The 25,352-nt window shown below is 55.8% G+C and carries 21 protein-coding genes and 1 pseudogene; 7 read left to right on the top strand and 15 right to left on the bottom strand.

What is annotated here, in order from left to right; genetic code table 11:
• Nucleotides 1–23 precede the first annotated feature (23 nt).
• From G7W63_RS03780 to G7W63_RS03765, 4 genes are all read right to left on the bottom strand, one after another.
• Nucleotides 24–371 carry a hypothetical protein gene (locus tag G7W63_RS03780; protein WP_166253384.1) on the bottom strand — a complete coding sequence of 116 codons (348 nt, stop codon included), beginning with the start codon at nt 369–371 and terminating at the stop codon, nt 24–26.
• 202 nt (nt 372–573) lie between these two features.
• Nucleotides 574–711: a hypothetical protein gene (locus G7W63_RS03775; protein ID WP_166253380.1), complete on the bottom strand. Its 138-nt coding sequence runs from the start codon at nt 709–711 to the stop codon at nt 574–576.
• A gap of 142 nt (nt 712–853) precedes the next feature.
• Entirely contained in the window at nt 854–2,914 is a 2,061-nt protein-coding gene (locus G7W63_RS03770; protein WP_242634308.1) for an alkyl/aryl-sulfatase, read from the bottom strand.
• The gene (locus tag G7W63_RS03765) at nt 2,911–3,390 is read right to left on the bottom strand and encodes an FKBP-type peptidyl-prolyl cis-trans isomerase (RefSeq protein WP_166253377.1); all 480 of its coding nucleotides are present in this window, start codon (nt 3,388–3,390) and stop codon (nt 2,911–2,913) included. The genes G7W63_RS03770 and G7W63_RS03765 overlap by 4 nt, the downstream gene beginning before the upstream one ends.
• A 642-nt stretch (nt 3,391–4,032) precedes the next feature.
• Here G7W63_RS03765 and G7W63_RS03760 point away from each other — a divergent pair.
• From G7W63_RS03760 to rlmF, 4 genes are all read left to right on the top strand, one after another.
• Nucleotides 4,033–5,283, top strand: coding sequence for a TolC family protein (locus tag G7W63_RS03760; protein WP_166253374.1), 1,251 nt, complete (start codon nt 4,033–4,035; stop codon nt 5,281–5,283).
• Nucleotides 5,280–6,434 carry an efflux RND transporter periplasmic adaptor subunit gene (locus G7W63_RS03755; protein WP_166253371.1) on the top strand — a complete coding sequence of 385 codons (1,155 nt, stop codon included), beginning with the start codon at nt 5,280–5,282 and terminating at the stop codon, nt 6,432–6,434. The genes G7W63_RS03760 and G7W63_RS03755 overlap by 4 nt, the downstream gene beginning before the upstream one ends.
• Entirely contained in the window at nt 6,421–9,609 is a 3,189-nt protein-coding gene (locus G7W63_RS03750) for an efflux RND transporter permease subunit (RefSeq protein WP_166253368.1), read from the top strand. Before G7W63_RS03755 ends, G7W63_RS03750 begins: the two co-directional genes overlap by 14 nt.
• Before the next feature lie 165 nt (nt 9,610–9,774).
• Nucleotides 9,775–10,743, top strand: a complete 969-nt coding sequence (rlmF, locus tag G7W63_RS03745) for a 23S rRNA (adenine(1618)-N(6))-methyltransferase RlmF (RefSeq protein ID WP_166253365.1) — start codon at nt 9,775–9,777, stop codon at nt 10,741–10,743.
• A 150-nt stretch (nt 10,744–10,893) separates the two neighbouring features.
• Here rlmF and G7W63_RS03740 read toward each other — a convergent pair whose 3' ends face one another.
• From G7W63_RS03740 to G7W63_RS03715, 6 genes are all read right to left on the bottom strand, one after another.
• A complete protein-coding gene (locus G7W63_RS03740) occupies nt 10,894–12,954 on the bottom strand; it encodes an ABC transporter permease (RefSeq protein ID WP_166253363.1) in 2,061 nt (686 codons plus the stop codon).
• Nucleotides 12,955–12,971: 17 nt separating this feature from the next.
• Nucleotides 12,972–14,024 (bottom strand): quaternary amine ABC transporter ATP-binding protein, encoded by a 1,053-nt coding sequence (locus tag G7W63_RS03735; protein WP_166253360.1) that lies wholly within the window; start codon nt 14,022–14,024, stop codon nt 12,972–12,974.
• 107 nt (nt 14,025–14,131) lie between these two features.
• Nucleotides 14,132–15,061 carry an ABC transporter substrate-binding protein gene (locus G7W63_RS03730; protein WP_166253357.1) on the bottom strand — a complete coding sequence of 310 codons (930 nt, stop codon included), beginning with the start codon at nt 15,059–15,061 and terminating at the stop codon, nt 14,132–14,134.
• Between the two features lie 682 nt (nt 15,062–15,743).
• Nucleotides 15,744–16,394, bottom strand: coding sequence for a hypothetical protein (locus G7W63_RS03725; protein WP_166253354.1), 651 nt, complete (start codon nt 16,392–16,394; stop codon nt 15,744–15,746).
• A 307-nt stretch (nt 16,395–16,701) separates the two neighbouring features.
• Nucleotides 16,702–17,010 carry a helix-turn-helix transcriptional regulator gene (locus G7W63_RS03720; protein ID WP_166253351.1) on the bottom strand — a complete coding sequence of 103 codons (309 nt, stop codon included), beginning with the start codon at nt 17,008–17,010 and terminating at the stop codon, nt 16,702–16,704.
• Nucleotides 17,011–17,014: 4 nt separating this feature from the next.
• Nucleotides 17,015–18,382, bottom strand: a complete 1,368-nt coding sequence (locus G7W63_RS03715) for a HipA domain-containing protein (RefSeq protein ID WP_166253348.1) — start codon at nt 18,380–18,382, stop codon at nt 17,015–17,017.
• A gap of 388 nt (nt 18,383–18,770) precedes the next feature.
• Here G7W63_RS03715 and G7W63_RS03710 point away from each other — a divergent pair, with 388 nt between their 5' ends.
• Nucleotides 18,771–18,938 carry a hypothetical protein gene (locus G7W63_RS03710; protein ID WP_166253345.1) on the top strand — a complete coding sequence of 56 codons (168 nt, stop codon included), beginning with the start codon at nt 18,771–18,773 and terminating at the stop codon, nt 18,936–18,938.
• Between the two features lie 154 nt (nt 18,939–19,092).
• Here G7W63_RS03710 and G7W63_RS03705 read toward each other — a convergent pair whose 3' ends face one another.
• The gene (locus tag G7W63_RS03705) at nt 19,093–19,326 is read right to left on the bottom strand and encodes a TIGR03643 family protein (RefSeq protein WP_166253342.1); all 234 of its coding nucleotides are present in this window, start codon (nt 19,324–19,326) and stop codon (nt 19,093–19,095) included.
• A gap of 141 nt (nt 19,327–19,467) precedes the next feature.
• Between G7W63_RS03705 and G7W63_RS03700 the strand changes: the two genes are divergently transcribed.
• Complete coding sequence (locus G7W63_RS03700) at nt 19,468–20,760, top strand: lactate 2-monooxygenase (RefSeq protein WP_166253340.1); 1,293 nt, start codon at nt 19,468–19,470, stop codon at nt 20,758–20,760.
• Here G7W63_RS03700 and G7W63_RS03695 read toward each other — a convergent pair.
• The 4 genes from G7W63_RS03695 to G7W63_RS03680 form a co-directional block, all read right to left on the bottom strand.
• The gene (locus G7W63_RS03695) at nt 20,726–21,682 is read right to left on the bottom strand and encodes a M14 family metallopeptidase (protein ID WP_166253337.1); all 957 of its coding nucleotides are present in this window, start codon (nt 21,680–21,682) and stop codon (nt 20,726–20,728) included. The two genes, G7W63_RS03700 and G7W63_RS03695, sit on opposite strands and share 35 nt — an antisense overlap.
• A 270-nt stretch (nt 21,683–21,952) precedes the next feature.
• Complete coding sequence (locus G7W63_RS03690) at nt 21,953–22,429, bottom strand: hypothetical protein (RefSeq protein WP_166253334.1); 477 nt, start codon at nt 22,427–22,429, stop codon at nt 21,953–21,955.
• Nucleotides 22,430–22,756: 327 nt separating this feature from the next.
• Nucleotides 22,757–23,104: a DUF4174 domain-containing protein gene (locus G7W63_RS03685; RefSeq protein ID WP_166253331.1), complete on the bottom strand. Its 348-nt coding sequence runs from the start codon at nt 23,102–23,104 to the stop codon at nt 22,757–22,759.
• Between the two features lie 101 nt (nt 23,105–23,205).
• On the bottom strand, nt 23,206–23,898 hold the full coding sequence (locus tag G7W63_RS03680; RefSeq protein WP_166253328.1) for a transposase: 693 nt from the start codon (nt 23,896–23,898) through the stop codon (nt 23,206–23,208).
• 814 nt (nt 23,899–24,712) lie between these two features.
• Between G7W63_RS03680 and G7W63_RS03675 the strand changes: the two are divergent.
• A pseudogene (locus G7W63_RS03675) lies at nt 24,713–25,352 on the top strand (hypothetical protein); the annotation flags it as partial.

The raw sequence follows: 25,352 nt of genomic DNA, 5'->3' as shown, positions 1-25,352 counted from the left end.
TGTAATTTTTAGTCCAGCCGTACTTAACCTGTGACGTTTACCGGTCCATGGTCGTCGCAATGATCCCCATGGGGATGATGCAAGTGACCATCCACCAGGTAATCGACATGGTCACCATGGGGCACCGCCTCGTGACCGCAGTCCGGACCGTGAACGTGATCCTGATCGTGCCCCGCACAGGTGTGGTTTGGTGTGCAGGCATCCGGATTGGCATCGGATAACTCGATCTTGTGCTCATCGACATGATCATCATGGGGGTGGTGCAAATGGCCATCATGTAGGTAATCAACGTGATCGCCATGCTCAATGGCCGTATGGCCACAGCCAGGACCATGTTCATGTGGGTGGTCTTGATGAGTATTGCAGCTCATGTTAGTCCTCCTTCCGTAATGTTGGCCTCTTTCGCGTGCTCGAGAGCGTTTTCGATCAGTTCAACAACGTGTTGATCCGCCAGCCTGTAGTAGAGATGCCTCGTTCCCTTTGTCTGACGACCAGGTTGGCGTTCAGCAGGGTTTGCAGGCGCGCGGACACAGTTGAGAGTTTTTCATTGCTCCGGCTCCCGCATACGGAAACCTATTTCCAGGTGCCATCCGGCTGACACACGAGAGGGCCTATCACCGTGCCAACCGGGTAGGACCGGCCGTTATAGGTACAGTCGGCCAGTGCCGCGGATGCAAAACGGAAACTCACCACCAGAATTAGTGCTCTCATCTTTCACCCCCAACCCCGGTTAACACCATTGTCCGTATCCAATAACTGAAAGCAAGGATGTGCAGCACTGAGCCGCTGAGTTTGAAACTGCCAAGGGCTTGGTGCTGCCCATTACCCGCGGATGGCTAATGGGTCGTGATGATCACGGCAGCACGATGTTGAACCGGCCCTCGGGTTTTTCCAGCATACTGAAAAATCCGATCAGGTCGAGCCGGCTGCCCGCAAAGCTGATGTCGTCGCTGAACAGAAGCTCCTTCAAGCCGGCATTGCCCACCAGAAGGTCCACGAACAGCGGGCGTGTGAGTGTCAGAGTGGCGTCTGCCGGCGTGTCCGCCCTGACCAGACGGTTGTGTAAAACCGAATTCTGTAGGGTCAGCAGATAGCTCTCGTTGAGGTCCGTGAAGGTGATCTTGATGGTGGTATTTTCCCCTGCCGCCTCCTCGGCTTTCAGGCGCACCGCCATGCTGTCGAAGAACAGCGCCACCGGCGTATTCAGCAGCACATCTCTCATCATGGCGGGCTTGAGGCCTTCCTCCGGCGCGCCATGGCGCAATTCGTAAGCGCCGGTCAGGTAGAAATCCCGCCAGGGAGCCGACTCCGCCTGGTAACCAAGCTGGTCATAGACACTGGCAAGCAGCGCTTTGGCGTCCTCGTTGTTCGGCTCGGCGAAAACCACCTGGTTCAGTAGCTCCGCCAGCCAGCGATAGGTGCTCCGGCCGTCTTCCGCATTCATGTCCACAGCCGAGTCGAAATCCCGCCGGGCAGTTTCCAGGACTCTTTCAGCGCCGCCCATCATCTCGACTGTCCGCGTTGCCGATTCACGCTCCGGCAACGGGTTGAGCTGGGCCGGGTTGCCGGTGAACCAGCCCAGGTAATGCTGGTACACGGCCTTGGCATTGTGGGACACCGTGCCGTAGTAACCCTGATTGTGGAAATCCCGATTCAGCTCCGGTGGTAACTGCAGCTGGTCGGCGATCTCGCGGGGTGTGGCGCCCTGGTTCATCAGGCGCACGGTCTGGTCATGAATGAACTTGTAGGTGTCCCGCTGCACCGCCAGAAATTCCTGAATCTCCTGCTGTCCCCAGAGCGGCCAGTGGTGGCTGCCAAAGTACACCTCGGCTTCGGAAAACCGGCTTCTGGCATCGTCAATAAAGCCACTCCAGAGCCGGGCATCACGAACCTTCGCGCCCCGCAGGGTGTAAAGGTTGTGCATGTTCCGGCTGACCAGCTCGGCGCCGCCGAAGGCCTTCTGCTCGGGCAGGTAAAAAGTGAACTCAGCCGGCGCCTCGGAGCCGGACACGATCTGGAACACCATCGGAACACCGTCCACCGTCAGCTCGGTGCCGGTTTCACGGATCAGCTCAGTGGGACGGGCGAAGCCAAAGGTACCGAAAGCCGGCCCCTTGCCCAGGCCGGTGCCAACATGACCGCGCTCATCCCGCCCGAGCCGCTTGCCATACATGTACATGGCGCGACGGGTCATGGCCGGGCCGGCGATGATGTTCTCACTGGTAGCTTCTTCCTCGAAGCCGGCGGGTGCGACGATCCGCAGATTGGCTTTCTCTTCATCCGAGAGATGCTGAAGAATGCCCTGTACGCCGCCAAAGTGGTCAATGTGACTGTGAGTGAACAGGATGGCCCGAACCGGTTTTTCACCCAGATGCTCCCGGGCAAAGAGAAAAGCCTTGCTGGCGGTTTCCCGGGCAGTCAGCGGGTCCACCAGGATCCAGCCGGTATCGCTCTCGATGATCGACATGTTGGCCAGATCATATCCCCGGATCTGGTAGAGCCCCCCGGTCACCTCGAACAGGCCGTGGATGTTGTTGAGGGCCGCCTGTCGCCAGAGACTGGGGTTCACCGAAGCCGGGGCGTTCTCGCCCTCACTGTCGATGAAGGCATCACTCTGCATGTTCCAGACCTCACCGCCGCCGGGCTGCTCAATCACCAGCTCCGGGTCCTGGGCAACAAGTCCGCGCCGGGCGTTGGCAAAATCGCTACGGTTCTCAAACGGCCGCTGATCGAGCACCTGCTGATTGGCCTTGGCTGTGCTGGCCGTTGGCGCGCTGTGGCCGGCAGGGTTAGCTTCGGACGACGGACCCGGCCGGACATCACAGCTGGCGACCGCCAGCGCAACACTGACGACAAGGAGGACCTGTCCGAAGACAGCCCAGGTTTTGGTTTTCCCCTGAAGAGAAGCCTTCAATGGTTCCCACCCGGCCCATGGGCGTGGCCGTGGGCTATCTCTTCCGGCTCGGCGGCGCGTACGTCGACGATGTCGATATCGAAGACCAGGGTTTTACCTGCCATCGGATGGTTGGTGTCGACATCGGCAAATTTGTGGCCGACCTTGACGACGAGCACATGGCGCGGGCCCTGCTCGGTTTTCACCTGGGCAATCATGCCCGGCTTCCAGCGTTTGGCACCCGTTAAATGCTTGATCGGCACACGCTGCATGGCATCGGCCTTGCGGGGACCGTAGCCCTTTTCCGGGCTGACCGTAACACTGAAGCTTTCGCCCGCCTCGCGACCTTCCAGGGCTTCTTCCAGACCCGGGATAATGCCGCCATGGCCATGCAGGTAAGCGTTCGGCTCGCCGCCACGGGAGTCTTCAACGACCGTGCCCTGGTCATCACTGACGCTGTAGTGGAACAGGACTACTTGGTTCTTTTCGATTGGCATAGAGTTCTCTGGGAAAGTTAAAAGTACGCCATTATAGCCGGTAGTGGGGCTGACTCCAGGGGCTTCGAAATTGTCTCGATCTGTCTAGCAAATCTTTATAATCGTTCGAGCCTCAGGAATTCCGATAGCGGCCAGCCTCCCATAGCCGATCATCCGGGGCAGGCTGGTAGCGAAAGGTGAATCACTGATTCTGTAACGCATGAACACGGGACCCAACGATATTTTCTGGGGCAGCAATGCCAGGGGCAGGAGCAACCGTTGTATTCGCTCTGCCTTGATCCTGATAGGTGTCTGGAGCGGATTGATCGGTATACACAAACTGAAAGCAAGGGTGTGCAGCAGTGAGCCGCTGAGTTTAAAAGGCAGAATACCTGCCAAGGGCTTGGTGCGGCCTATTGCCTGCGGCTGGCTAATGGGTGTCCCGATTTTCTCATGGCTCGCCAAGTATAGTTAAACACCGGGTAGCGGTGATGCTAACCCCAAAAATTGATACCCTTTGTTGCAACACGGATTTCCACACTGAATTTCGAAAACACAGAAACCAACGTAGATCCGAAGTAAAACGGCGAAAAGGGAGCTCCGTTGTTTTATAAATGGACTTTAACACTGGTAAGCCTTCTGGTTCCGGCGGCCACCAGTGCCATGTCACTGACCCAGGCGCTGGAGATTGCGAGCCAGGAAGCGATCACGCTGCAGGCTCTTGCAGCTGAAACCCGGCAGGCAGAAGCTGTTCATCAGCAGTCCAGCCAGGCCTATCTTCCCTCCATCAGCACCGATGCCTCCTGGCTGCGAGCGGATTCGTCCCTGATTACCGGGGTCCCGGTGCCTACTCTGGGCATCCCTCCCACTATCCAGCGCATGGATTTTGGGCCAGTGGAAGGCACCGTGACCGGCGTGCAGGTGGTTCAGCCCCTGTTCAATGCCGATGCCATCCGGTTGCGCCAGGCGGCATCATTGAAAGTGGATGCCAGGCGTCAGACTGAACAGTGGGGGCGCCAGGCTATTCGCCTGGAAGTATCCCGGCTTTATTTCAATATCCTTCGAGCGCAGGAACATGTGGAAGCCACCCGCACGACCCGTGATGCGGCCAGGAAGGCGGCCGCCCTGGCACATAGCAGTTATCGGGAAGGTCTGGCGTCACGACTGGATACGGAACAGGCAGATGCCGAGCTGGCGGCAATGGGCGCGCGCCTGGAACAGTCATACGCAAACAGGCAGCAAGCAAGGCTTGAACTGAAAGCGCTGTTGGGAATGCCTGCGGAGGAGGAGCTGGAGCTCTCAACATCCCTGCCCCAGCCCTCACCTCCGGTTAGCCTCGATGCGGGTCTCGCCCGGAAAGACCTGAAGGCAAGAGAAACAGCTGTCAAGGCAGCCAGGGCAGACACCCGCGCGTCTGAGGCGGAGTGGATCCCCAGTGTAAACCTGCTGGCAAGGCAACAGTGGGTTGAAGGCAACGAGCCCCTCGATGGAGCGGAAGATGGCTGGTTCGTCGCCATCAACATTCAGTGGACCCTTTTTGATGGCTTTGGCCGTCAGGGCCGAATTGCTGAATCCAGGGCGAAGGAGCAGCACGCACAGGTGGAGCTGGAGGGAGTTAGACGCCGGATTCAGCGGGAGCAGGCCGTTGCCATGAGCCGCTGGCAAGCCAGCTGGGCCGGCTGGCATGCCGCTGGCAAGGCGACCAAAGCCGCCAGCCGGGCGGAACAGCTCGCATTACGGCGCTATGAAGAGGGCATTGGCTCGATGACCGACCTGCTTGCGGCCCAGGCGCGGCTAGACCGTCAACGCATAGCCCTTATCGAAGCACGGTACCAGGCTGTCCTTGCCGGCATGAATTATCATCTTCAGAACGGTTACGATCCGATTCTGGCTGTTCAGGAGCAATTGCCATGACTGCTGTTCCTCGCTTTCTGGCCCTGTTTCCTGTCTTTTTCTGGGCAATAACAGGTTGTTCTGACCAGGCGCCACCCGGCCCGGAAGAAATGCCGGAAAGCCAGCCGGTTACCGTGGCTGAAATCAGTGAGTGGGATTACCCGACAACCCGCCAGTTGCCAGGTATTGTCCGACCGGGTGGCCGCGCAATACTGAGTACCCGAATTGCCGGCACCCTGACATCCGTTACCCGGGAACCGGGGGACCAGGTAGCAGCAGGCGATTTGCTTGCCACCATCGACGCCAGAGACATACAAGCGGCCATTGCCGCTGCCCGGGAAAAGATCACGGCAACGGAGGCCGCGGTTGAGCAGGCGCGACTGGACAATGAGCGGCTCCAGAGGCTGTACGAAGAGGATCTGATCGCCCGGGTACGCACCGAACGGGCCAGTGTCAGACTCAGGGAACTAGAGGCACAGCAAAAGGCAGCGCAATCTGAACTCAAAGCCCAGCAGACCAATCTCAGCTATACCCGATTGACAGCTCCGTTTGACGGCCTGGTAGCCGAAAAGCTGGTAGACACTGGCAGTTTTGTCGGCCCCGGGCAGCCGCTGCTGGTTCTGGAGGACCGCCATACAATGAGGATAGAGGTACCCGTCTCCAGTAACCAGGCCGCCGCTCTGGCCCAGGGACAATCCCTCTCAGTCATCGCGGGACCAGAGGGGGAAATGCTCGAGGCACGACTGGTCAGCGTGATACCCGCGCTGGACAACAAGAGCACCGGTCAGCGGCTGAGGCTTGCCCTCGACCCAGACACATCCACCCTCGCGCCGGGGCAGGTTGTCTCGGTGATCGTGCCAGCTGCCGACCCGGACCGGCAACAGCAGGGCGCTGGCTGGGTAGGCTTGCCGCAAGAGGCTCTCATCCAGCGGGGGCAGCTGACCGGAACGCTGGTGGTGAAAAGGCCGGATGACCAGGCTTCCGGCGAATCAGCAGTCATCAATTTGAGATGGGTCAAAACAGCCACCATCCCGGCGAACATAAGTGGCCTGATTCCAGTGACTCAGGGACTTGAGGTGGGCGATCTGGTGGTTCTGAATCCATCTCCCGATCTTCAGGACGGCCAGCCAGTGATCATTGATAACCCGGGTGCAGTCCATGGAGAAAGATAAGGTACGCCTGGGTCTGGCGGGGCATATTGCCAACCGGTTGCTGGACTCCCCGGTAGTGCCCTTGTTCATTATCGCCTGTTTCCTGCTGGGCGGTTATGCGCTCCTGATCACCCCCCGTGAAGACCGGCCGGACATTGACGTTCCTACAGCCCTGGTGCTCCTTCCCTGGCCAGGCGCCGGTGTGGAACGGGTTGATGAGCAGCTAGCCCGCCGGACGGCCAGTTGGGTCCGTGAAATTGCGTCAGTCACCGAAGTGCGAAGCAGCAGTTCCGATCATGCAGCGCTTCTCTCCGTTGAATTCGAGGCCGGGACTGCAAAAACAACGGCCTATTCCAGACTCAGTGAAGTCTTTGAGGCCCGGGCAAACGATCTGCCCGAAATGGCCGGCCCGGCAAAAATCCAGACCTTTGGAGAGGCGAGACTGGTGGTTCTTCTGGCCACTATCTCCAGCAAGACCCTGGACCCGGGCCGTCTTGAAGACATAGCCGGCGAACTCGCAACGGACCTTCTCACTATCCCCGGCGTACGGGATATCGGGCGCTTTGGTGGTGACCGGGCAGCGATCGAGATCATGCCCAGCCCAACGGATCTGGCTGCCCGGAAAATCCCCCTGAACCAGCTGGCCGAAGCCGTTGCCGGCGCAACCCGTCAGGTGCCGGCAGGCAGACTGGAAGGCAAGCCAGTGACAGACCTGCAGGCGGGGATGGTTTTTACCAGCACGGCCCAGCTTGGCCGCATACCCGTAGGCAATGACAGCGGCGGACCTGTGTATCTGGACGAAGTGGCGGACATCCGAATGGGCCGGGTGGAGAAAAATCAGGCGGTTCTGCACTGGCAACAGGGGCAATCGGTCCCTTTTCCTGCGGTCACCTTGGCGGTGACCACACTCGAAGGCATGAATGTCAGCGACATTACCCGCCAGGTACAGGAGAGACTGACGAAATTTGCCGATACCACCCTGCCTGCTGATGTCCAGCTGGATATCACCCACGATGCCGGCAGAGATGCTACAGAGCGTGTTTACAATGTGCTGTTCCAGCTACTGACCGGCACGTTGGTTGTTGTAGGTATCATCTGGCTGGGACTTGGCTGGCGCGCTGCCGTGATTATTGCCATCATGATGCCGGCCTCACTTTCAGTCGTTCCCTACCTCTATCACCATCTCGACTTTACCCTGAACCCGGTATCCATAGCCGCCATGATTCTGGCCATCGGCATTCTCTCGGACGATGCGGTGGTCATGCTAGAAAACGTGTCCCGTCACTTTCAGCGTGCGGGAGAAAAAACCCGCGAGTTAACGGTCAGAGCCGTAAACGAGGTGGGCAATCCGACGATCCTGGCAGACCTTCTGGTCGTGGCCACACTACTGCCCACCGCCTACATCACCGGAGAAATGGGCCAGTATGTTCGCGCAATTCCCATAGGCGCCTCAGCGGCCGTCCTGTTTTCGCTCCTGATTGCTCTTACCATCACGCCCTATTTTGGTTTTCGTTTGCTGAAGGTAAATCGTAATACTACTAACAGCGAAGACAGCGGGGACAACGGTCCTTCCAGAAATCAGGAACCCGACGAACCACCTTTCGTTGCCCGCTATCGCCGAATCCTGGGCCCGTTCCTGGCTGCCTCCTGGCTGCGCTGGGCGTTCTACCTGGGGCTTGTCATTCTGCTTATAGCCAGCTTTTCCCTGGTTGCTTTTCGAACCGTCCAGATTGGCCTGACCCCTTTGCTGGACCGCAACCTTTTTGCCGTTAATATTGAGCTGCCGCCAGCCTCGACTCTGACCGAGTCTCTCACGGTCGCCTCGGAAATCAACCGCCACCTGCGCGCGGTTCCGGAAGTGAGCGGGGTCACTATTTATTCGGGTCTGTCAGCCCCGCTGATCTATCCACCCGAAACACTTTCCCCACCGGAGCAAAAGGCCCCCAGCGACCTGACGCTGCACGTGATACTGGTCCCGGAACAGCAGCGGGACCGTCAGAGTTATGAAGTCAGCCGGGAAATTGCACATGAGCTCAGTGATTGGCTGGCACCCTACGGCGGAAAAGGTCATATCAGCCGCATTCCATCCGGTCCCAGCAGCGACCGGGCCATCACAGCCGAAATCTATGGGCCGGACCCGGAAACTCGCCGCTCGGTCGCAAGGCAGGTTGAGCAATGGCTCGGTGAACAGAAGGGCGTCATCGCCACCGATCAAAGCCCCTCACAACCTCTCCCCACTCTTAATCTGGAGGTGAATCCCGAACGGGCAGCAACATTCGGCGTCATCCCTGCAGAAGTGACCCGTAGCCTTTATCTGGCCATCCAGGGAGAAACACTCGCCAACTGGGCCGGACAGACGAATTCGCGGGAGCCAATTCCGATCATACTGAGGCTGGCAAAGCCGGACAGGGAAACGGAGCGGGCCATCAAAAGCCTGTACGTCATGAGCGTTGACGGCCAGCCGGTATCCCTGGAGTCCATCGTCGATTTCAACTACACCGATGGGGAACCCGCGCTCTTCCGCCGTGGGCTTATGCCGGTAACAACGGTGTTTGCCGATCTGGACCGTTCCCAGGCGCAACCCCTGACGGTACAACTGGAGTCTCCCGTCAGCGTCGAAAACACCGAGGTACGCTGGCTTGCCCCACCGGATGAAGCCAGCGAACCGCTGCTCTACTGGTCAGGGGAATGGGAGATGACACGGGATGTTTACCGGGACCTCGGGGTGGCAGCGCTTGTTGTCATGATCCTGATTTACGTATTGCTGGCCGGCTGGTTCCGCTCCTACCGGCTGCCCCTGTTGATCATGCTGCCTATCCCCCTGATCTTCATCGGTGTGATTCCCGCACACTGGGCCTGGGGCATCAACATCGCCGGCACGGGCGTGCTTGGCGTTATCGCATTGGGTGGCATAGTGACCCGCAATGCCATCCTGCTGGTGGACTTCATCGAGAAGAGGCTGGACGAAGGCATGGATCTCAAAGAAGCCGTCGTCCAGGCAGGCGCACAGCGCACACGCCCCATAATCCTGACTGCCGCCACCGTCATGTTCGGAAGTGGGGTCCTCATTTTCGAGCCCTCACTCGAACCACTGGGCCTTACCCTGGCGAGCGGGGTTCTTGTCTCCACCCTGCTCACCCTGGTACTGATTCCATTACTCTATTTCCATGCCGCCAGTGGCAGATCAGCAGATTAAGGTAAACGAAACACAGAATCCATTCTGTGCGGTCAGGCGATGCTAAACGAATTGTGGAACTGGGCGGTAATGACTCAAGTTAGATCTGAGCCATAGAGAAGCTGAAAATAAATCTGCCCCGGTTTTTCCACTCTACTTTGAACCCCAAGCCTCGGGCCTATAACTGTGAGCACCTTCCATCGACGTGAAAAAAAACAAGCCAAGCCTGTTCGCAAAGGTTTACACCCGAGGAACCTGCACAACCAAGGCTATGACTTCCCAGCTCTGGTAAAAAGCCACCCCGCACTAGCGCCTCATGTGAAACCGAACGCTCATGGCGACCTTTCCATTGATTTCGCCGACCCATTGGCCGTAAAGACACTCAACGCCGCGTTATTGAAGCGATACTACAACATTGCCGATTGGGACATTCCAGAGGGTGCGCTTTGCCCTCCAATCCCGGGCAGAGCCGACTATATTCATTACGTGGCGGACCTGCTTGGGATTAAGACCGGGCTTGGGACCGAAGTTGGGCCCGGGCTTGAGCAGCCCAGCATCAAGCTGCTCGATATAGGGACTGGAGCAAATGGAATCTACCCGCTACTGGCCTGCCAGATTTACGGCTGGGAGTGTGTCGGCAGCGACATTAACGCTCAGTCGCTTGAGAACGTGGCCAGGATTATCGCCAGCAACCCCGCACTTAAAGAACGTTTCACGCTGCGTATGCAGTCCGATAAAAACCACATCTTTGAAGGGATCATTCAAACCGGGGAGTTCTTCGACGTCAGCGTATGCAACCCACCCTTTCATGCCTCGCCCGATGAAGCACGTAAAGGCAGCCAGCTTAAACTCAATAACCTTGCTCGTAGCCGCAGCGAACAAAAAGCAAAAACCGAATCCCCCACTCTGAATTTTGGCGGGCTGGGCGCAGAGCTCTGGTGTAAGGGGGGTGAACAGCTGTTTCTGAAAAAGCTGATAAGAGAAAGCCAGGTGTATTCAGCCCAATGCCGCTGGTTTACCAGCCTGGTTTCAAAAGCCGACAATGTTAAGCCTGCAAAGAAGTTAATTCATAAGATCGGTGCAGTCGATCTACGGGAAATAGAGATGAAGCAGGGCAACAAGATTACGAGGGTGTTGGCCTGGACATTTATCTGAGTCGCTAACGGGAACAGACGAAGAAACCGGGACAGACATATTTTTTCACGAAATTCCTTGCGAGGCTCGCTCCTCGACTCAAGGGGAAATAGTTTGTCCCGATTCTGCAACACCCGTCCCGCTCTGTCTCACCAGAGCTTTACCCGACGGTCAGGCGATTCCTAACACCTGTTTACGCTGCTCCGCCCAAGTATGTATCAGATGGTCCACTGCGAGACCGATAAAGGCAACGCATAACCCGAGAATAATGCCCTGGCCCATTCCATTGGCTTCCGACAACGATTGCATGATGAGCTGGCCCAGGTCGTCGGTTCCGATAAAGGCGCCGATGATAATCATGAACAAGGCAAAAATGACCGTCTGGTTTATGCCCAACATGATGTGTGGAAAGGCCAACGGCAGCTCTATTTTCAATAATCTCTGCAAGCGATTAACCCCGGACATGGAGCCAGCGTCCTGCAAGGCCTGAGGCACATTGGTCAACCCTTCCACGGTGTAACGTGTGGCAGGGATCGTGGCATAAACAATCACCGCGATAAGCACCGACAGATCACTCACACCGAAGAGCATGATGACCGGAATCAGGTAGACGAACGAAGGGAACGTCTGGAACGTGTCGCACACCAGCAATATAACCCTGGTTGCCCGCGGACTCCGGGAGCACAGAATGCCCATACTGCAACCGATAATGACAGACACGACCACTGCAAACGTGGCCATGTAGGCCGTGATGAGCGCGCGATCCCACCAGGGGGTTAACGCGATAAAGGCGATAAAAGCAGTCACGATAACAGCCGAGCGCAGGCCACCGACGATATAACCTGTGCCCGCCACCAGAAACAGGGTTGCCGCGACTGGCATCGACAAGAACGCCTCTTTCATGGGCATCAGGACAGAGGTGATCATGAAGAAGTTGAAGCCTTGCACGCCCTGATAGGTGTTGGTGATGAGCCAATCAACCATAACGTCCCAGAATTTCTCGGTGCTGAAGCCTTGTGCTTCATCGATAAAATAAAGGTAGTTAACCTTGTCCGGGAAGACCATCGACGCAACGTAGGCGATAACAGAGGTGAAAATCAGAATTCCCAGGAACGCCAACGAGTGTTTGTGGCGCAAATGAAAGGGTAAATCCGCAAGGTAGTCGGCCTGCTTATTGGCCCAGGCCAGGGACAGCCTATCCAGGACCACCGCAATCAACACGATAGACACACCAAGCTCGAGGGCCTGGCCTATCTTGAGCATATTCAGGGACACAAGTAATTCGTAGCCCAGGCCCTTTGCTCCAATAAAAGACGCGATGACGGCCATGGCCAGGCACTGCATGATGACCTGGTTAACACCAATCAGAATATCGTGACGTGCTGAGGGAATCAGCACCCTGAACATGAGCTGGCGGGAGTTGCAGCCACTCATCGTGCCAGCCTCCAGTACCTCCGGCGGTACCTTTTTCAGGCCCAGGAGGGTCAGGCGAATCATCGGAGGGGTCGCAAAAATAACCGTTGAGATAGCACCAGCGTGGTCACCAATGCCAAAGAAAATCACCACCGGGATCAGGTAAGCGAAGTGAGGCATCGATTGCGCGACGTTTAGCAGGGGTGCCAGAATGGTCTCGAAGGCTTTGCTCTTGTAGGCGATGGCGCCCAGCATTAACCCCAGGAAGCACGATATGGGAACGGCCACCAGAACGAATGACAGGGTCTGCATGGCGGGCGTCCACTGACCAAATACAGCAATGTAAATGGTGCTGGCGCCGGCCAGAACAGACAGGTTTCGACCACCAAGACAATGGCCCACTATAAAAGCACCAGCAGCCACAGCTGGCCAGGGCAGTGCCGGAATCCGGGCCCATTTGTGTTCGCTGATAAACTCCCAGCTGGTAAACGCGACAACGGTTTTGACGCCCCCTAACAGAAGCTCACGAATCAGGTTAATGCTAAAGAGAACCACACCTGACACTGTGCGGGTAAACTCTTTCACCACGGTCGATTCTTCCGTTATGTCCAACTCGGAATCGTAAACATCGACGACCCAGAAGTCGTCGATGAGGAACCTGAGGGCGTTGTTAACGACGTCCGGAAGAAGCCAAAACCTGGTCTCCTGTATACGCCACCAGTTGCCACCTGTGGCGGGATCGATGACCGTTGCAAGGACATAGAACACGGCCAGTAACACGGCAAACTGCGCCCATTTATGTTTGATAAAATATTGCATCAGGTTTGGCTCACTGCTTAGTTATTTACTGGCAAGCTGTTAGCGTCCCCAAATAAGACGTTTGCCATGATTTTGCTGTTTAACACACCCACAATCTCGCCTTCACTGTCAGTGACTCCCACGGGTTTTTGCTGAGTCAGGATCGGCTTGGCGACAGATTCAATGATGGCCTCCTGAGATACAGTGAGGTCGCTCATATCCTGGGAATCGTCGTATTTGCCCATAATGGTCTGGCAAGAGAGCACCCGCTCACGTGGAACTTCGCGGGTAAACCTGGCCACGTACTCGGTGGCCGGGCTGAGTATGATGTTGGCCGGGGTATCAATCTGTTCAATGACACCGTCTTTCATGATGGCGATGCGGTCGGCAAGCCGTATCGCTTCATCAAAGTCGTGGGTAACGAACAGGATGGTTTTCTTCAGGGCACTCTGTATGCGTAGAAACTCATCCTGCATTTCCCTGCGAATCAGTGGATCCAGGGCGGAGAATGGCTCGTCGAGGAACCAGATATCAGGCTCCACAGCCAATGAACGAGCGATGCCGACGCGTTGTTGTTGCCCGCCCGAGAGCTGGCGCGGAAAGTAGTTTTCGCGACCCGCAAGCTCTACCAGGTTCACCATATCGAGCGCGCGGTCCATGCTGTCGCTGGTGCTCATGCCCTTTACCTGCAAGGGCAAAGCGATATTCTCCAGCACCGTTTTATGGGGCAGCAGAGCAAAATTCTGGAATACCATGCCCATCTTGTTACGGCGAATGTCGATGAGTTCTTTGTCATTCATGGCAAGCAGGTCGTCGCCATCAATGTGAATGTTACCGGCAGTGGTTTCGATCAGGCGTGAGATACAGCGCAAGAGGGTCGATTTTCCGGACCCTGACAGGCCCATGACCACGAGTAGTTCACCCTCGTGCACCTCAAAGGAGGCGTTGTTAACACCGATGACACAGCCTGCTTCAAGCAGTGCGGCTGTCTCTACTTTTCCGCCTGACTGTTCAATAATTCTTGCAGCGTTTTCACCAAAAATTTTATAGACAGACTCGCACTTGATAACCGGCTGAGTTGATGTCGACATATATAAATCCCTATAGTAAAAGGGGTGCGAAGCGATGTGTTTGGTGGGTCAGTAAGGATTCACCAGGTGTGCCCTGGATGCAGCGCATCCAGGGCAGAGGGTATGGCTTAAAGCCAGGCTTTCCAGGTTGCTTCGTTGTCTTCGAGCCACTTGGCAGCGGCGGCTTCGTGGCTCATGCCATCAATATCAACCAACGCCGCCATGTTGCCGATATCGCCTTTTGTAAAGGAAACGTTGTTGAAGATTTTATAAGCTTCTGGCCATTTTTTAGGCATCTGATAATGGGCAGCCTTCTTCAACCAACCGGCTGGTGGCGAACCGCATTTTCCATCACCGCCATCTGCCTTTTTGCAGCCGTCAGTGTATTCGGGGAATTCAACGAAGCTGCCACCGTCACCGGCATCGGTGAAGTTGGGTGACCAGTTAAAGACAACGACTGCCCGGTTGTCTTTGGCCGCAGATTCCAGTTCAGCCCAAAGTGCACCGGAAGACCCGGCAAATTTAGCGGTAAAATCCATGTCCAACGCTTCGATGCGGTCCAGCGTTTCCTGGCCATGCCAGTCCATCGGGCCATCCAGATAGCGGCCTTTGCCACCACTGCCCGCAGTCGCGAAAATATCAGCGCAATCGTTCAGTGCTTCCCACGACGGTAGGCCGGGGCATAGTTCGCCAACATACGCCGGGTACCACCACTCTTCTTGAGTAACAGAAGCGTGCGTACCGACGTCGATGATACCGCCAGCGTCTAGCGCGTTATTAAAGGACTTGGAAAAAGTAGACTGCCAGACCTCGTGGGAAATCGTGACGTCGCCGTTACGAATTGACTCGTAGACCGCCTGGCTGTCAGCAGGTACGTAGGAGACATTATTGCCGATGCTTTCAAAAATCCCGCCGATAACGTAGGCCATGGTGATCTGGCTGGTCCAGTTATGGGTAGGAATCACAATAGGCTCTTTCGAGTCTGCCTGGGCTATGGTAGCGCCGAGTGCGAGTGAGCCTACTGCAGCAGCAGTAGCGATTTTGTTTAAGAATTTCATTTTTATCTCCTGAGAATTTTACTGTCCCTGATTAGTAATGACCTACTTCCTTTGGGTACGTGGCGAACCCGGTTTGGTTAATTTCTGAGCTACGACGAGGTTCTGTGGGTAACTGGGATTGCCTCTCACAATCTTTTTCAGGCACTCTCCATCTTCCGATGGGCAGCCGAAGACCACCTTGCAGGTTGCACCATTTCCGAATCGGTCGGAATTTCGAGCGGCAAAACACAAAGCTGATCCAGGCTAAACCTTCTGTCGCGCACCAGAGTTCGTGCACCTGTATTTCATGCAACGTTTCATGCAACAGAGAGAGCTGTTCGCGACGACCAAAAATCAGGCATGGCGCCGCTCTAGCCGGTAACAGTCAAGCCAAGAGACTCCGAAGTGAGGCGTTCCCAAACTCGGGTTAACTGGTTGTGCGATAACGTGAAAGCAACATCTGCGGGGAGAAACAGAAGGCCGAGGGCGGGCGGGCCACCAGTCTGAACACGAGATTTCGAGATAACGCCAGAGGGAAGCGCTCGAATGGCCCAAGCATTGGAAAAACGCTTGGGAACTCGCATCACAGGGATAGAGCCTAACACATATCAGAGCAGCGCGTTTTTTGCTGGTGTCCGAGGACGTTCTCCAACGGGCTCTTTATCAGTGCTGCTGGTGGAAACTAGGGGAATCCGGGACAGATCTATTTTTCCGCTGAGTCGTCAGAAAGCGTGACTACGTTGTCCGCGACCAATTGCCGGGTTTCCATCAGGTCGCTCTCCATCACACCGGTCACCGTCACCTGCTCACCCTTGTCGATTTGCTGATAACCTTTGTCATCCATTGGGTTGTAGATCATTTCGCTGGTATCCACCGTGATTTTTTTGCTCCCGGTGTTGAGGGTGAATTCGCTGGCATCAGTGCTCGTGACCGTGCCTGTCACAACGGTGTCGCCCACATCAATCGGGGTCTGAGGCACGGTGTCGACGGCCTGTATGCCCTTTTTGCCCGCCACACTGGCCTCATAGAAGTAGGTCCCCATACTCTCGACATAGAGGCTGTTCGCCTCAATCGTGGATTTTTCGAAGGTGTCGGCGTCAATCTCACCATAGACAATGACCCGATCGCCCTGAAGCGCTTCACCGGTGGCGGTAAACCAGTTCCAGTTGTCCATCTCCACTTCAACGGTGTTGCGGCCATAATCGAGAGTAAAACCCTGCTCATCAACCTCAACCACGGTGCCTTTCAGTGATATCCATGAGTCATCAGGGTGAAGGTTGGGGCCTTCTTCTGCGAGGGAGGTCCCAGCCACGAGAACGGATGCGATAGCGAAGCTCAAAGGTAGCCTGTTCATGATGTCTCCTTCCGCGCTGTCCAGTATCAGAATGTGCCGAAGCGGGTTCTCCGGGTGACCTAGGTTTTACTGTGTGGTCAGTGCTTCTGGTTTCAACCTTGGGGGCCAGGGTATAGCGGGACCGCGATTGGGGGTTCAATCTGTCCCGAGGATCGGGAATCCGGGAGAGATTTATTTTCCGGGGAATCCGTGGGGCGCCAAGAACTGCTGAGGCCAGCCAGCATCCGCTCGGGAAGTTGACCCCTGTAAAAACAGATCAAAAAACAGGCCTGGCCCGGGCTTCGATCTTCTCCTGCCTTCCTCTTAGTCATTCTTCTGACTGCTCATTGGCGACCATTGAAATATGTCTCAGTGTTAGACGCATGCCGAAGCGACGTAGAATCTGGTTCAACGTCTTCACGGTCGCGCTTTCTGCATCACGTTCTATGGCTGACATGGTATTGGCCGACACCCCGGCAATCTTACCGAACCTACCCTGGCTCAGCCCTGTCCATTCAACGCGCATACGGCGGATCGCAGTACCAAGATCGATGTCGCCACGGTCCAGCGCAGCCAGCAATTTTTCACGCGCTTTGATTCTTTCTTCGCTGCTAATAGGCCGCATAAGCTTTGGCATAAGGTTACCTCTGTGCCGGGTCGGTTCGCTGCAAGTTATCCATATCCGCGAGTACCTCACCAACCAGATCCAACTTTAGTCCAGGAGCCTCAAGCATTGCTTCCGGCGCTCCAAAATATCTCAGATCGTCCACCATGTTCTGCAGTTTAACCAAGTGGTCGCCAAGCAGGGTCGCAGCCAATCCGATATCGCCGGCATAGGCATCGATGATGCCGACATAATCCGGATCACCATTGTCTCTCTGGAATTGCCTTGGCCAGCGAGTCATCCGGGCAATCCCCTCGGGGTCCAGGATCATTGGTGCAACGTCGTAGGCCGGGGACAGCTCAATGTCTTTTTCGCGTTTAATGATGGCGGTGTTCCTGCCGTGGTTGTCCTTGTTACCAACCGCATAGTTCAGAAGATCACGAGCCAGGTAATCCGCCAGTAGGGCGTCCTTAACCTCCGGCCTGGTGGTTTTCTGTCTCAGGCGCGCCAGAATATCTGTGTGGTAAAGGGCAGATCCATTGCCAACTGTCCCCATCAAGGAGTAAATAGACTCCACCCCATTGCGCACAACGGCACCGTTAACCACTTCCCTATCGAAACGAGGCATCCATAGGGCGTATTGTCCGTGAGACTCGTCAAGGTGGGTCCTTGGAATTGAATCAAAGCCACGCTTCTCAAGAGTCCGATATATCGCAGCTTCGCCTTTGAGCACGTCGATATCGGCTTCGGTCTTTCTTCCGCGAGGGAATTTAACCAGCCAGTGTTCCTTTATCTCGCTGTCCGCTACGGTCCCCTCAAGGGCAAACGCGCCCTTTTTCGTTTCGACCATGAGTAGCTTGGGCGCGTCACCACCAGCGCCAGTGGCGCCGCCAATGGCAAGGCCAAGATTATGCGCGTACTCAATCAGGGTGTCGGCACGCCGACAGACCTCTTCGCGGGTAAATCGATGGACATGGGTTTCTTTACCCAGGCGCTTGGCGAACGCATCGGCGGCTTCCTTGATACGCAGATTGCCGATCGGCGCAACGCATCCTTCCGCAAGCAGTCGTGTGTCGATGGCCTGTTCGGGATCACGGTCGTACCCCATCATCTTCACCCATAGCCTCCTGCCCGCTCCCTGTGGAATGATGTCTCGGAGTACCGGGGCAATCTCACCGTTGAAGTAATCGCCACCGAAATGGCAAGGCAAATTCACTCCAACTGCCGTTTTGTCGATCAGGTTTTCCATGGCGAAATCGCCTAATCGTTCCAGGGCTTTGAGCGTGTACTGGGTTTCGTAGGAAAAGCTTGGTCTACCAAGAAGGCCTTTTTCCGGCTCGTCGAACCGGACGGTCCCTGCGTCATGCCATTCATTTTCCCAATGGATTTGTAAGGTGAGGTTCATTGTCATCTCTAATTACAAGTTTAATTGTAATTATATTAGCACGCTCCAGCCTTATTACAATTCTACTTGTATTTTTAGAAATTCGCGGCAAATAGCCCGAGCCCGGCCAATCAAGCGGCCATAAGACCGGCCAGCTAACAACTACTACCAACAAAAACTCCCTGAATTACAATGGATTCATAACAGCTTACCCAGAGTGATCGCTAACCAGCAGTCTGAGCCGGCGCGGGAGTCGTATTCTGATGAAAGTGCGAGACAGCCAGGCGCGGACAGCACTTACCATTCACGTTTGATAGCTCAGTCGAAAGGAGTGTGAGAGCCGGGTCGGCTTTAGCCGACAAGCTATCCCTCCCCACATCGAAGGATGGGGTTTCTCACGAACTGGCTTATGAATTACGAACACGCGATTGTAGAGTTTGACGAAGACGTTGCCATCCTGCGCTGCAACGGCTGCGGCATCACTATCGCAGAGGACGGCAAACACGAGGACCGTGAGCACTACTGTACGATGTGCATGAGTGGCAATTGCAAAGCAAAATTCAAAAAGGGGAACTGAAACGGTCCCGGTTTCCTCACTTGTCCTGGAAAAACCGGGAAAGATCTAATTTTCGCCCTATGCTTATACCTTCATTACAAAAAGGATTCGCAAATCGAAATACCTCAGCAGGAAGGCAGTTTTCTCGGAAACGCCTGCCCATGCGTGCTGTAAATTACCGATGTTTATACTGGGTTGGGCAATAGCCTCTAGCTACTTCTGGGCTCCGTAATTTCAGATGTTTCGTTGCACGTCCAGCAACCCTCGAGCGCCAAAGGTTAAAACTGCCGCGTTTCAAACATCGGCGCATCAGACGGATGACTTCAGACTCTCTGAGCCCAAACTGCAAGGTAATTGCTTCAAATGGCGTCCTGTCTTCCCAAGCCATTTCAATGATTCGGGTGTACATCCAGAGTCCCTGAAAAATGGGACTGTCCCGATTCTTGTGGTTGTTGGGCAAAAGATTCCGGGCTTTTTTACAGGCCCTTTCCACCAGAGCTATAGTGGGACCCCATAAAAACTACATAATGCCACAAGGAGTGCCACCACCATGGACAAAAGCCCCGCCGGTCGCCGAGCACCGACCATTAACCGCCAGCAGGACATATACAGCAAAGGCCTGAGCGGAGAAAAACCACTGGTACCGGTGGATTTTCACGAGCTCGAGCGCAAGGGCTGCGCCGCCATGAGCCCGGAGGCCTATGCCTACATCGCCGGCGGGGCCGGTCTGGAAAGCACCATGCGTGCGAACCGGAACGCCTTTGAGCGCCAGCGTATTGTTCCGCGCATGCTTAACGACGTATCCAGGCGGGATACCACCGTTAACCTCTTCGGTCGCTCCCTGCCCAGCCCCTTCCTGCTAAGCCCGATCGGCGTGCTGGAAATGGCCCACGGGGACGCTGACCAGGCCGTTGGCCGCGCCGCCGCGGCCGAGGGCATACCGATGATCTTTTCCAACCAGGCATCGCAGCCCATGGAGAAGGTAGCCGACGCCATGGGGGACGGCGCACGCTGGTTCCAGCTGTACTGGAGCAAATCCGACGATCTGGTGCGAAGCCTGGTCAGCCGGGCCGAGAATTGTGGATGCGAGGCTATCGTGGTCACCCTGGATACCACCATGCTGGGCTGGCGCACCCGGGACCTGGATCTGGCCTACCTACCCTTTCTGCGGGGCAAAGGCATTGCCCAGTACACCAGCGACCCTGTCTTTCTGGAAAGCCTGAAAAACCCGAGCCGGCGGGGCAGCTCGACCAGGCCCAAGCTGTCGCTGGAAACGCTCAAAAACCTAAAGCAGATCGGCCAATCCTGGCCCGGTGGCGCCCTGGACGGCATCAGTTCTGGCAAGGCCATGGCGGCGGTACAGGAATTCATCGCGGTTTATTCCAAAACCTCATTAACCTGGGACGACCTGAAGATGCTGCGCGACCACACCCGCCTGCCGATCGTGCTGAAAGGCATCCAACATCCGGACGACGGCCGCAAAGCGGTGGACTATGGCATGGACGGCATCATTGTCTCCAACCACGGCGGGCGCCAGGTGGACGGGGCCATCGGCAGCCTCGAGGCCCTGCCAGAGGTGGTTGAAGCCGTTGCCGGCCGGGTGCCGGTAATCATGGACAGCGGCATCCGCACCGGCGCTGACATTTTCAAGGCACTGGCATTGGGCGCCACCGCCGTTGGCCTGGGACGTCCCTGGGTCTACGGGCTGGCGATTGCTGGCGAAGCCGGGGTTCGGGAAGTGATCGCCAACCTGAAAACGGATTTCGAGCTCACCATGGGGCTTTCTGGTTGCAAGTCCATCAGCGAGATTACGCCTGAGGCACTGCGCCGTGCGGACTTGTAAGATGCTCTGACAGCGCATAGTCGATCGCCGCACACACGGCGGCAACCTGCGCGGCGTTGCATTGCTCGGGGGTCCCCCGGTCGCTGTCCGGGTAGACCTCGGTGGTGGTCCTGTAGCGGGCGTTGGTCATGCCAGTACAAAGGCCAAGCTGCGCCAGCGGGTACTGAATAACACCGCGAGCGGCTGCCGGTGAGCCGAGGATTTCGCCGTTGTCATCCGCCGCCGCGATATGGGTGATCTTTTCCACCGCCTTGATTAACGCCTGCTGGAATTCCGGGTGCGGGCACTCGGTGTCGTCCACCAGGTAGAAACCATCCGGAATCTCCCCCGGCTCAAACGGTTTGCCATCACGGGCCGCAAGCACCGGGCGGAACTCGGTTTCGTCGGTATCGGTGGTCTCGTGCAGGTCGATGTGCAGCAGTATTGGCTCGTCTGTCGAAGCGACCAGTTGCATGAGCGCCACTGACTCCCCGGCCTGGCCGTCATCACGAAACGAGCGGTTGGGATCAATCGCGTTCGCGTTCCAGCGATGGATGCGCTCGTAAGCCCAGGGGCTGACGCAAGGTGCGACCAGCAGGTTTACCCGACCGGCATAATCCGCGGCATGTTGTTCAATGAACTGCAGCGCACCATGGACACCGCTTGTTTCATAGCCATGCACGCCGCCCGTAATCAGCGCCACCGGCCGATCGGCACGCCAGTCACGGCTGCGGATGGCCATCAGCGGATAAATGTCCGCGCCATAGTCCAGACGGCCATACTCTTCTACGTCGAAGCGCGAACGCAGCCGCTCGATCACCCTCAACACGTCGGACTCGTAACTGCGTTGACGGGTCTGCCGTGACAGCCACTCCGCCCGTTCCACGTCGCCCCAGGGGGTGCCGGGCGTACCGATTGGATAGGCTGTTGAAGCTGTGTTCATATCGCTTTTCCCTTTCGGTCAGTACCAAATCAAAACTGCCAAAACCGGGACAGATCGATTTTGTAGTGGAGAAAACAAATCTGTCCCGTGTTTCGGTTTAGAGAGGCAGGCTTGCTGGGGTCCGACACCAAGTCAGCACCGCTTAGCTGGGCGATTCCTATCCCTGAGCACGCTGAGCCCTGGCTGTTCCCGGATCTCGTCAAATGAGTCTGAGCTGCGAAAATAGATCTATAAATCAAGAGCCCCCAGGAAATAGGCCTGCCCCGGTTTTCACATAGGCCCTTCCAAAGCAAGGTCATTAAGACCCGCTGCTTCTTTTTCCGCCCGATAGCCATCAATTTTCTCAAGCAGCGGAGCCTGGTGACTTACGCAGTAACCGATGAATTTATCCCTCCCCACCAGCAGGCGTATAGCCATAGGGAGAGCTTCGTAAACCTTGTCGAAAACATACACAACCGATTCAGTATCTCGAAGCTTCTCTTCTGCAGTGCCGAGCAAGCCCTCAACAAGAAGCTTTTCAACCACTGGCCAATGCTTTTGCATCACCTCTGAGGTCTTCCTCTTCTGTTCAGAAAAGCTTTTCGAGGTATCTTGAGAAACTTTTCTGAAACTCTCATTAACCCTCTCGGACCCGCTCTTGAGTTTCTGTTGTGATGACTCCTTCAATGTCCGAAGGCCCTCTGTTGGGTATGCAGCTTTCACGCTTCCCGCCAGTCTTTCTTTCTGCGCTTTCAACTTGCCAAGCATCTGCACCTCCGTATGAAAAACATCATATGCCCAGCTATAAAAGCACACGTTCCCTGACAACTCCCTCGTATTCCTGAATCAGTTTGTAAAAATAAGTGCCTTAAATATCAAAGAATATAAAACCAACGGCATTGCTGTGCCGGTTTCCCAATGCCCGGAAAAAATTTGACCCTGACTTAGGACAATTAACTGTTTAAACCGGAAAATCTGGCATATTTGGCCCGTGAGTAAGCGATCATCCGAGGAATCGGTCTGGGCATAACGAAGAGCATTTTGCTCTCACCGCAGACGGGAATCCGGGACTGCGAAAATAAATCTGTCCCGGTTTTATTCCATCTCGCGCCTACGCATCGGCATGGTATCGATCCGGCGGAAAATTCCGTCGAGATTGAGGCCGGGTTCGCGGCTCTTGATGCCGCCGTCTTTTCCAATCAGCAGCACCCGATCCTCAGAGCGGGCCTTGGCGAGCAACTCTGTCACATCTCTTTCAACGCCGCCGGACACCGTTGCCTGATTTGAAATCAGACCCGACCCGGTGTTCACGAACCAGATAATGTCACGGTCATCGACTTCAACCCGCGCATCCCTGAGGGCATCAATAGCGCCCTCTGTTTCAGCGCCTGCCTGCACCAGGATCAGCCTGTTTTTCCACTGGTAGTCGCTCAGGTTGTTCATCTTCGCTCCGTATACCGTCAGCGAAATAAGTAATAGCAGCACTGCCAGAAAGCGCCCTCCATGAGCCGCAACGTAAAAGTGTGCGCGAAACCGGGACAGACCTATTTTCCCGCGACAGGCCTCCCCGGCTTACGAGCTTCAACCCTGATACCAATGCGGTTCTCAATTTCATCGACGAACTTGTTGCCACCAGTCAGCTTGTTGCTATTGATCGCCGTGCGAATCAATTCATCTGCTGCCGAACCATTTTCCTGCTCAACGAAGTGCCGGAAGGCGTCGATCCTCTCCTGGTAACTGCCTGCCAGTGCCCGAAAAGTGCCGGGCTCATCCAGCCAGGGGCAATGTGAGATCCCTACCCGCGAAGAATAGCTGGACCACTCATAACACTCAGGCTTATCCACCATCCCTGCTTTCACAGGGTTGAGTTCTACATAGCGACAACAAGCCAGCAGGTAGGCATCAGTATCTATCGGGCTAATCTTGTAGCGCCCTTCCCAGAGCGAACCACTGCGTTTTTCAAGGGCATTCACAAAGCGTGTCTGACGACCAGCCAGACGCTTCATCAATTGAGGAATAGCAGTCAGGTTGTCGTTCGCCTGAACGACCAGATGAACATGGTTCGTCATCAGGCAATAACTGAACACCTCCAGCTCATAGACCTGCTTCCATTCCTGAAGGTTTGCCAGGTAATACTCAAAATCCCGACGTTCGACGAAAACCGGCTGACGGTTATGGCCGCGTTGGACAATGTGGTGGGGAAAACCGGGCACGATCACCCTGGCCTGTCTAGGCATCAGCGTCTCCTTGCTTTTGAAACACAGAATCCATTCTGTGCACTGGCAGACGATGTTAACCGAAGTGTGGAGCCGGTCGGTAGTGGCTAAAATTAGCTCTGAGCCATTGAAAAGCTGCGAAAATAGATCTGTCCCGGTTTTCCCTCCTCACGACCCGCCAGTCGAAAGCCATAACAGCCAGCAGGCACCCCCGAAAAGAACCACTGCAAAATGGGCAGCCAGGTTCGTCCGGGTCGTTGGCTCGGGCTTTCTGGCGAAACTGAAATAATCTTCACCAAATAGCCCCACGCCACAGCCCTCACAGTAATTTGTTGAGTAAGAAACCCTCAGCTCAGATGGCTCAAACTTTTTCCGACAACTGTAGCAACCAGGCTTGATCATTTCGGGCTCCGGGCAAAACAATGTTCGAGTAAAACTGCCGCCCATAATATGTTCTATGGACCCGATAACGCATAAATAAATCCGTTCAGTTTTTTGGCCAGTTACCGGCCAAGCAGCTGCAACGATTTCGATAGATCAAAACCCGATTGTTGTCGCCAACTCATCGCCTCCGGTGCCACAAGCAGCCACCCCAGGGCGCCCAGATTGAGCAGGGCCACCAGCCAGAAAACAAACTGGTAGCTCCCTCGAGAGTGAATTAACGGCACGGTAACCTCATACTTCCACCAGTTTGCTATAGTGTGTTGTTAATAATTTTGTCTCCCGTACTGGCAAGTTTACCCCTTTCTTTTCGTCTGACACCTTCGCAATCCGCAACGTGAAGCTGTTGCGCAAATTTTAATCACCCTTTGCCCGTTTCAAGGAAGAACAACCAGTGAAAACAGCGATACCGAAAAAGCGACCTTTTTCAGCTCAGGCCTCAAGCCTACGCGAGCCCGCAGAACCCCAAGAAATTGTTGTATATCACTGGGGGCGCATCTTCGCTGCGCTCTTCGTATTAGTTCTGGTGGTGGGGGGCATAATATGGGGCGCCGTTGAGATCTTTGGCACCGGGGAACAAAAGGAAGCGCTGGTAGAGAATCAGAGCGTTGAGGAGCCTTCTCTCCCGTCAGTATTTATCGATGAGTCCGAGTCCGAGCCTCCATCTATCGAGTTACCGAAGACCGCAGCACGAGAAGAACCGGAAGTAGGCGCGAGCCCTCCCATGCCAGACCAGACAGATTCAGTTCAGGCAGACGTTGCCGAGCCGCCTGCCTCGGTGTCCGAAACTGGCTCCATGCCCGAAACTGCCGAAACCGCGTCGAGTGAATCCAGTCCAGAACCCGCCTCCCTTCAGTCGCCCAGTCAGTCGGCCCGTCGGGCGAGCGAACCGGAGTCGTCGATAGAGCCCGACTCCCTTCCGGCGCCAGCTGCAGGAGAATCCGAACCGTCCCCGGAAGAGGCTGCGTCCATCAAGCTACTTTCTGATCACTTGATCCGGGCGCAATTGAGTACCGGCCTGGAGGAAAAAGAGC

Origin of the sequence: Marinobacter salicampi (genome assembly GCF_011074795.1) — a bacterium.
Taxonomy (GTDB): Bacteria; Pseudomonadota; Gammaproteobacteria; order Pseudomonadales; family Oleiphilaceae; genus Marinobacter; species Marinobacter salicampi.
This window is presented reverse-complemented; position numbering and strand designations above follow the sequence as displayed.

Excerpts from the sequence above, each read along its gene's own strand:
- G7W63_RS03780 (WP_166253384.1), bottom strand. The coding sequence starts at position 371 with ATGAGCTGCAATACTCATCAAGACCACCCACATGAACATGGTCCTGGC.
- G7W63_RS03775 (WP_166253380.1), bottom strand. The coding sequence starts at position 711 with ATGAGAGCACTAATTCTGGTGGTGAGTTTCCGTTTTGCATCCGCGGCA.
- G7W63_RS03765 (WP_166253377.1), bottom strand. The coding sequence starts at position 3,390 with ATGCCAATCGAAAAGAACCAAGTAGTCCTGTTCCACTACAGCGTCAGT.
- G7W63_RS03760 (WP_166253374.1), top strand. The coding sequence starts at position 4,033 with ATGTCACTGACCCAGGCGCTGGAGATTGCGAGCCAGGAAGCGATCACG.
- G7W63_RS03755 (WP_166253371.1), top strand. The coding sequence starts at position 5,280 with ATGACTGCTGTTCCTCGCTTTCTGGCCCTGTTTCCTGTCTTTTTCTGG.
- G7W63_RS03750 (WP_166253368.1), top strand. The coding sequence starts at position 6,421 with ATGGAGAAAGATAAGGTACGCCTGGGTCTGGCGGGGCATATTGCCAAC.
- G7W63_RS03740 (WP_166253363.1), bottom strand. The coding sequence starts at position 12,954 with ATGCAATATTTTATCAAACATAAATGGGCGCAGTTTGCCGTGTTACTG.
- G7W63_RS03735 (WP_166253360.1), bottom strand. The coding sequence starts at position 14,024 with ATGTCGACATCAACTCAGCCGGTTATCAAGTGCGAGTCTGTCTATAAA.
- G7W63_RS03730 (WP_166253357.1), bottom strand. The coding sequence starts at position 15,061 with ATGAAATTCTTAAACAAAATCGCTACTGCTGCTGCAGTAGGCTCACTC.
- G7W63_RS03725 (WP_166253354.1), bottom strand. The coding sequence starts at position 16,394 with ATGAACAGGCTACCTTTGAGCTTCGCTATCGCATCCGTTCTCGTGGCT.
- G7W63_RS03720 (WP_166253351.1), bottom strand. The coding sequence starts at position 17,010 with ATGCCAAAGCTTATGCGGCCTATTAGCAGCGAAGAAAGAATCAAAGCG.
- G7W63_RS03715 (WP_166253348.1), bottom strand. The coding sequence starts at position 18,382 with ATGAACCTCACCTTACAAATCCATTGGGAAAATGAATGGCATGACGCA.
- G7W63_RS03710 (WP_166253345.1), top strand. The coding sequence starts at position 18,771 with ATGAATTACGAACACGCGATTGTAGAGTTTGACGAAGACGTTGCCATC.
- G7W63_RS03705 (WP_166253342.1), bottom strand. The coding sequence starts at position 19,326 with ATGTACACCCGAATCATTGAAATGGCTTGGGAAGACAGGACGCCATTT.
- G7W63_RS03700 (WP_166253340.1), top strand. The coding sequence starts at position 19,468 with ATGGACAAAAGCCCCGCCGGTCGCCGAGCACCGACCATTAACCGCCAG.
- G7W63_RS03695 (WP_166253337.1), bottom strand. The coding sequence starts at position 21,682 with ATGAACACAGCTTCAACAGCCTATCCAATCGGTACGCCCGGCACCCCC.
- G7W63_RS03690 (WP_166253334.1), bottom strand. The coding sequence starts at position 22,429 with ATGCTTGGCAAGTTGAAAGCGCAGAAAGAAAGACTGGCGGGAAGCGTG.
- G7W63_RS03685 (WP_166253331.1), bottom strand. The coding sequence starts at position 23,104 with ATGAACAACCTGAGCGACTACCAGTGGAAAAACAGGCTGATCCTGGTG.
- G7W63_RS03680 (WP_166253328.1), bottom strand. The coding sequence starts at position 23,898 with ATGCCTAGACAGGCCAGGGTGATCGTGCCCGGTTTTCCCCACCACATT.